Here is a 3927-nt window from a genome sequence, read left to right as displayed (position 1 = left end):
CCTTGCGATCCGCGATCCGAATGATGTATCAATTGCGCATCCTCTGCCGGGCGTCGGGCGTAAAGTGCCTGCTCCAATGCATCCAACACGAAATCGGTCGTCATTGACGAACTCACGCGCCATCCCACGATGCGCCGCACGAAGACATCAACGACGAACGCTACGTACAACCATCCCTGCCAAGTAGATACGTACGTGAAATCCGAAACCCACAGTTGGTTCGGACGTTCAGCCTTGAGATGACGGTTGACAAGATCCAGGGGGCGCGGGGCGCTCTGATCAGGTATCGTCGTACGAATCCGCTTGCCTCGCATAACACCTCGCAAACCCTGCCGCTTCATGAAACGTTGAACGGTGCAACGGGCCACAGCGATGCCTTCGCGATTGAGCTGCTTCCAGACCTTTGGCACACCGTAGACCTGCCGGTTAGCTTGCCAGACACGCCTCACTTCTGGGCCAAGCTTCTCATCCCGTATTGCACGGGCCGGCCGTTTCGATGGGTCTCGCAGACGCGCCGCATGGCGCGGGTAGCCCGACGTGGCAATCTGCAAGACTTTGCAGATCGGCCCGACCCCGAACGTGTCGCGATGCTGATCGACAAACGCCTTCAGGACTTCAGTCGGCGGTCGAGCCCCGCCTGGGCGAAAAAAGCGCTTGCAAGCTTAAGGATCTCGTTGGCGCGCCGTAACTCCTTGACCTCGCGTTCTAGCGCTTTTACGCGCTCACGCGCGGCACTCGTTACGCCGTCGCGCTCGCCCGTGTCGACTTCTTCACGCTGCACCCAACCGAGCAATGTTGTGCTGGAGCAGCGCCGATCATGGGCGCGATCGACTCGACGGCCGCCCACATCGACGGATGCTCGCCACGCTGCTCGCGCACCAAACGCACGGCCCGTTCGCAAACTTCAGAGGAAAACTTCGATTTCTTGTTCATAGCTCCATTCTCTCAAAGATTGGAGCCTCCTCAAAATCCAGCGTGGTTCACAAAGCACATCGCGCCAATCGTTAGATGCATGGTCAAGCATGACTAGCTTCAAGAAGTTCGGGTCGTTCTTCACGAACTCATTGGCGAACGCTTCGGAATTGTCATAGACAGCAGGTCCCGGGACGGCATAGCGGCCTGTCACCTTACTGTCGACTATGAGCTGATTCGTCTTCGCACCCTCCGTAAATGTCGCGACCAGCCTACTATGTCCGTCGGCGTTCAGCGCAACTGCTAGCATTCGTCATCAGCAACGCAATAATACCCGAAAATCAGATGGTTTTAAAATAAATAATTCAATAAAATCAACATCTTAAAATCTATCTTATTTTGATAGTATTTTTTGATACGCTAAATGCTCACAGCCGGTTTTATTAGCGAGGGTGAGATGTCAGCGCCCAGTCTTCGACGTAGAAACGCAATTGGCCGCATCCGCAGTGCGGTGCCTCCAATTTTCAGCCTGGCGATACTGTCATGGTCTCGACGCAGGTTCGTGTCGTTTCAGCTTTCTGAGCGCGTGCACGCGGCGCTGCTTTAGCAGGCCAGGGCATCGCGCTTTTGCCATCGGTGGTGGTTTGCCGTGATATCCAGGAGAGTCGCCTGGTTCTTGGGCTGCCGGCGTATGAGCGAAAAGGTCTTTATCCGAGTCGTGGTCAGGTGCCGTTGGTGGTGTCCTGTTTCATTGACTTGGTCATCGGAAGCAGCTATCGCCGGATGCCCGTCAGGGCGTTTAAATGCCATGAGGTTACTTGTGCTAGCTACAACAGTCCATTAGCGCATCCGAAGATTTGTGTCTCGAGCAATAAATGTGACAAAATGTTACTTTGCTGCGTCGGCAGCTCTCCGTCCCGCCCTGGCATCTTCGATGGTCGTCGGTGATGTCGTATTGTCGCGTGATGGTGTCGCAATATATTGAATAGTGCTTCCGGAATTCTGGTATGTACGGATTCTGGGTAGCAGAGTACGGCATGGTCAGCATAAGGGATGAGTGTCATGGCCGAAGAAAAGATGTTTGCGGAGAAGACTAGTGCCGGGGACACAAGTATTGGCTTCGACTACCAACACTACTACTTCCTTTTTCGAATCCTCAATCTAGGGACTGGCCAGTCGGTTGGCCTTGAAATTAAGGATGATGTCCATACCGACCTCAAATCCGATTTCAGTATCCTTTATCAGTTGAAACATACTGTTCAAAAGAACGCAGCGGGTGCGCCGATAGCGTTGACTGAGCTTGATGCGGACTTGTGGAAAACACTTTATAACTGGTCGCAGGTAATAAGTGACAAAGTTGCCGGTCGTCATACGGTGTCGGCACAGCGTGCTTATGTCGCGAAGACAGAGTTCCACTTGGTATCAAATAAGTCTGTAAGCAAGAGCAACGAATTTTTGGCAAAACTAGTCGAGTTTCAAGAAACGGGAGAATTCGACGAGCTTGCCTCGCATATCAAGTCGCTGCACAAAAAAGCCCAAAACGCTGACATCAAGAAATATATTCTCGCTGTCGATACGCTTGATGAGACAGTTCGGCGGGAGTTCCTCGACCAGGTGCGACTCGAACTTGACGCGGATGACATCATCGCTCGTGTGAAGAACGCTATCCGTGAAAAAATTATCGACAGCGAGAAAATTGACGCAGTATTTGAGCGACTCGACTCACGAATTAGCGTTGAAAATTTTCTTGCGGTGAAGAGTGGTGGAGCATTGACTATTAGCTTTGAAGATTTTGCGACGCGATACGGAAAAATCTTCGATGATGCTAGAAATAAAAAGCTTATTGCATATCGCTTCTCTTCAGCGTTGCCAGACGACATATTTGCACAGAAGTTCATCAAGCGGCTGATAGAAATTGGTGCGCTATCAGCCGCCGATGGCGAGCGTGCCGTTGATTACACACGTCAAAAAATCCGGCTATCGACAAACCTGGAAAGATGGGTGCAAGAGGGTACAGTTGTTGGCGACGAGGTCGAAGACTTTCACGAAGAGGTTTTCAGCCGATGGGACAACGAATTTTATGGGCGTTTTGATAACTGCTCCGACATCGATGAAGTTGTCGACACGGCATTTGCGATGCTGCGGTCGCTCCGTCGAGAACGTTTCAGATTGAGTGATACAGAGCTGGATACGCAGCTTAGCAACGGCGAGCTCTACCACCTTTCAGACATCGGTCGCATTGGTTGGCATAGGGATTGGGCTCAAAATGATTAGACGTTGGTCGGGGTACAACAACGTGGGCATTTGTGCAACGGCATTGCTGGCCGTACTTGCACACACGCAGCAACTGTCCGTGGCCAAAGCGTTGCTAGTCATGCCTCTCGTAATGCACGATGCCACTATACGATATATGGGGAGTGGCAACGTCGCATTTAGAGAGGTTGCTGGTCTGGTTGCACATCGCCCAGACCTATTCGCGAACTTCAATTCCCGCTTCGAAGAGAGCGTTGCTGTGTCGGTAAATGCAATTCAGTGGATTGTCTCGGCAGGCTATGCAAAATTCGATGGGGCGCTGGTTCTGCTCCAATCGCTTGAAATTGACAACGGCTTTGGGAAACGCGTGCAGCGTATAGATAAAGCGTCTAAGCATATAGCTGCCGTCCTGAGTGCACCGGTCGATGAACTATATCTGAATTTCAGGGTGCAGCTTTGAACTTTGGCTTTGACTCCATCACACTATGGTCCAATAGTGGCGACCACCGTAGTCTAAACTTCATGCGAAACCGAGTGAATGTACTTTCCGGTGAAAGTCACACCGGCAAGAGCGCTTTGTTGGACATTATCGACTATTGCTTTCTCGCGAGTGGGCACAAGCTACCAGACAGCATCATCAACGAAAACGTTGCGTGGTATGGGCTTAGATTCGTAAGCGGCTGGTGATCCCATCTTGACGATGGTGGATGGTTGGTTAGGCTACCGCCGACTTCCAGTTGTGCGGCAAGAGATCATCGATGC

2 protein-coding genes, 1 pseudogene and 1 other annotated feature are annotated in these 3927 nt (G+C 51.7%); of the genes and pseudogenes, 2 read left to right on the top strand and 1 reads right to left on the bottom strand.

What is annotated here, in order from left to right:
• Positions 1-933 (bottom strand): annotated as a pseudogene (locus tag WM40_RS29220) (IS3 family transposase); the annotation flags it as partial.
• Positions 537-653 (bottom strand) — a sequence feature (AL1L pseudoknot). (Overlaps the previous pseudogene by 117 nt.)
• A gap of 1041 nt (positions 934-1974) precedes the next feature.
• Here WM40_RS29220 and WM40_RS25810 point away from each other — a divergent pair.
• The gene (locus WM40_RS25810) at positions 1975-3186 is read left to right on the top strand and encodes an ABC-three component system protein (RefSeq protein WP_046154459.1); all 1212 of its coding nucleotides are present in this window, start codon (positions 1975-1977) and stop codon (positions 3184-3186) included.
• On the top strand, positions 3179-3625 hold the full coding sequence (locus WM40_RS25805; protein ID WP_046154456.1) for a three component ABC system middle component: 447 nt from the start codon (positions 3179-3181) through the stop codon (positions 3623-3625). The genes WM40_RS25810 and WM40_RS25805 overlap by 8 nt, the downstream gene beginning before the upstream one ends.
• The last annotated feature ends 302 nt before the right edge of the window (positions 3626-3927 follow it).

Origin of the sequence: Robbsia andropogonis (assembly GCF_000970345.1) — a bacterium.
GTDB classification, from domain to species: Bacteria; Pseudomonadota; Gammaproteobacteria; order Burkholderiales; family Burkholderiaceae; genus Robbsia; species Robbsia andropogonis.
Note: the sequence above shows the minus strand (reverse complement) of the source record. Positions and strands in the feature narration are given on the sequence as shown.

Bases quoted from the DNA above. Each gene is read 5' to 3' on its own strand.
- WM40_RS25810 (WP_046154459.1), top strand. From the start codon at position 1,975: ATGGCCGAAGAAAAGATGTTTGCGGAGAAGACTAGTGCCGGGGACACA.
- WM40_RS25805 (WP_046154456.1), top strand. From the start codon at position 3,179: ATGATTAGACGTTGGTCGGGGTACAACAACGTGGGCATTTGTGCAACG.